The 2,787-nt window shown below is 72.8% G+C and carries 3 protein-coding genes and 1 pseudogene; all 4 read right to left on the reverse strand.

The window, feature by feature from the left end:
• Positions 1–250 (reverse strand): annotated as a pseudogene (locus tag G6022_RS14450) (acyl-CoA dehydrogenase); the annotation flags it as partial.
• Positions 247–618, reverse strand: coding sequence for a hypothetical protein (locus G6022_RS16955; RefSeq protein WP_241731239.1), 372 nt, complete (start codon positions 616–618; stop codon positions 247–249). The gene G6022_RS16955 and the pseudogene G6022_RS14450, both read right to left, overlap by 4 nt.
• Before the next feature lie 484 nt (positions 619–1,102).
• Complete coding sequence (locus tag G6022_RS14460; protein WP_182617849.1) at positions 1,103–1,801, reverse strand: vitamin K epoxide reductase family protein; 699 nt, start codon at positions 1,799–1,801, stop codon at positions 1,103–1,105.
• A 23-nt stretch (positions 1,802–1,824) separates the two neighbouring features.
• Positions 1,825–2,787 (reverse strand): MSMEG_0565 family glycosyltransferase (locus tag G6022_RS14465; RefSeq protein ID WP_182691837.1); only part of this gene is annotated, 963 nt, incomplete at its 5' end.

Below are 2,787 nucleotides of genomic sequence, written 5' to 3' on the forward strand. Positions count from 1 at the left end.
GCTCGGCGGCCCACACGCCCCAGAACTCGCCGGGCGAGACTCGGGTGCCCTCGATCTCGGCGAGGATGGCGTCGGCGTCGGCGTGGGCCTCGACCAGGCGGCCGGCCGACACATCGTGGGCGCACATCGCGGTGAGCTCGGACCAGCGGGCGCGGGTGTCCCCGTGTCCGGGGAGGGGCAGGTCGGCGCGCCCCTCTTGGACCCACTCGCGGGCGAGGTCGGCTCTGCGGGGGCGATCGGGTGATGTCATGGGGTGACCCCGCTCCTGGTGTGGTCCAGCTCGGCGTGGTCCGACTCGGCGTGATCCAGCCCTGCGTGGTCCAGCTCGGTCAGGGCCAGGTGGCCGGAGAACCCACCGGGGGTCCGGGAGTGCCGCCGGGCGGAGGTGGTCACCGGCGTCGCGGTGGACCAGGCGATCGCCAGACCCGCCTCCTCGGCGCGGTGCACCAGGCGCACGTCCTCGTGGACCGGCAGGGGCTCGAACCCGCCCAGGTCGCGGTACGCACGGGCCGAGATGCCGATGTTGGCGCCGTGGATGTGCCGGTGGTCGGAACCGGCCCGGTAGCCCTCGAGGTAGCGCACCCGGGTGTCCGGGTTCCACTCGGACCAGTCGGTCACCTCGACCAGACCGGCTACCACGTCGGCGCCGTCGAGTGCCCGGGCCAGCTGGTCGGCCAGCCAGGTGGGGGGGCACGCGCGAGTCGGCGTCGGTGGTGGCGTACCAGCGCTGCCCGGACCGTTGCGGCGAGGCGGGTCGCGGGAGGGAGTCGAACCCGACGGCCCGCGCGGCGCCGACGTTGCGCGCGTCGCACCGCACGATCCGGACCCGGCCGCGAGCGATCGTCTCGGAGGCGTCGGTGCAGGAATCGAGGACCACGGTCACCGTCACCGGCACGGGGGTGACCGCGGCGCACGCCTCGAGAGAGTCCAGGCACCCGGGGAGCAGCTCCTGCTCGTCGTGGACCGGGATCACCACGTCGATTCCCACGAAGCGCATCGGGTTCCCTTCAGGTCGCACGGGCGGTGCCGGTGGCGGGGATGGCGTGGGCCGGCCGACGGGCTCTGCTGGCCGGAGTGCTCTGCCGGCCGGAGGGCGCTGCCGTCAGAGGTTGCCGAAGAAGTCCGCCCAGTAGAAGTCCCAGAACGCCCAGAGGATGATCGCGGCCATGGCCAGGAACCACACGACCACGGGGACCAGGTGCCACCGCTGGAGCGCCCGCACCCAGCCGGCGCCGGTGAGCTTGGCCAGGACGTGCAGCAGCGTGTACCAGAACATGGGGATGGTCACGGCCCACACGACCATGCACCAGGGGCAGAGCACCTGGATGGAGAAGATGGACTGGTACGCCAGCCAGTGCACCATCCCCGCGGCGAACGTCAGGCCCAGCAGCGCGCCCACCCAGTACCAGCGCGGGAAGCGCACGCCCGAGGCGGCGGCCACGCCGATCGCGATGAGCACGGCGTAGCCCACCAGCCCGATGAAGGGATTGGGGAAGCCGAAGACCGAGCCCTGCTCGGAGTTGATGACGCTCTTGCAGCTCATCAGGATGGAGAAGTTGCAGGCCGGCATGTAGTCCGGGTTCTCCAGGAGCCGGATCTTGTCCAGGCTGAGCTGGAACGACGCCACCAGGGCGATGACCGACCCGATGGTCAGCAACACGCCCATCCACCGGTCGGTGAACACCCGCGAGACGACGCCGGAGTGGGCGTCGGCGCCGGTGCCCGCGGCGGGGGCGATCGTCACGGGCTCGGCGGGGGCGCCCGTGGGGTCGACGTCCGGGGCGTCTGAGGTCTCGCGCATGCGGCCAGCGTACCGATGGCCGATCAGCCGGCGCGCCTCCGCGCCGGTGACGGCCGTCCGCGGTGTCCGCGCGGGTGGGCGGAGTAGAACGACAGGTGCGCTGCGGCCGCCGCGTCCCAGGTCAGCGAGGCGGCCAGGGAGCTGCCGTCCCTGGCCCTCGCGGGATCGGGGGAGAGTGCCGACTCCAGACGGTCGGCGAGCTCCGGTATCGACGCAGCGTAGTCCACGCAGGTGCCGAACACCTCGCGGAGGATCGGCAGTTCACGCGCGACCACCGGGCGGCCCGCGGCGAGCGCCTCCATGGCGGCCAACCCGAAGCCCTCCTTGGTGGAGGGGAAGGCGAAGACGTCGCACGCCGCGACGAGGCCCGGCAGCTCCGCCTCGGGCACCACGCCGAGGACGACGGGGTCGATCCCCAGCTCGAGGGCCCGCTGCTCGAACCGCGCGCGGTAGTCGCGGTAGTCGAACAGGGTCTCCCCGCCGGCGAAGACGAGCGAGAGGTCCGGACGCCTCGGGCGCATCAGCGCGAACGCCTCGAGCAGATCGATGCTGCCCTTGCGCGGTTCGATGCCGCCCACGGCCAGCACGTACGGACCGAGCCTGCTCCGCCACCGGGCGCGGGCGGAGGCGGCCCCTGCCCCCGGGCCGGCGGCCTGCGCGAAGCGGGCGTGGTCCACGCCGTTGGGGATCACCGTGGGAGCCAGGCCCCATCCCCGCCGGACCTCGGCGGCGACGGCCTCGGAGACGCACACGTGCGCGTAAGGGGTGGTGATGGCCTTCTCGTGGCAGTCCACCAGCACGGGGGTGGTGAAGTCGTCGAGGTGGTGGATCGTGCGGATGCACCGGCCGACGGCGTTGGCGCTGATGCAGTCCTGGGCGTGGACGATGTCGAAGCCGTCCGGATCGACGAACTCGCGCAGGGTGGCGATCGAGCGCACGATGCGGTCGGTGACGGACTCGCCCGGGCGGTCCGGGAACGGCGCGAG

It is taken from the genome of Dietzia sp. Cai40, from assembly GCF_014145165.1.
Lineage (GTDB): Bacteria > Actinomycetota > Actinomycetes > Mycobacteriales > Mycobacteriaceae > Dietzia > Dietzia natronolimnaea.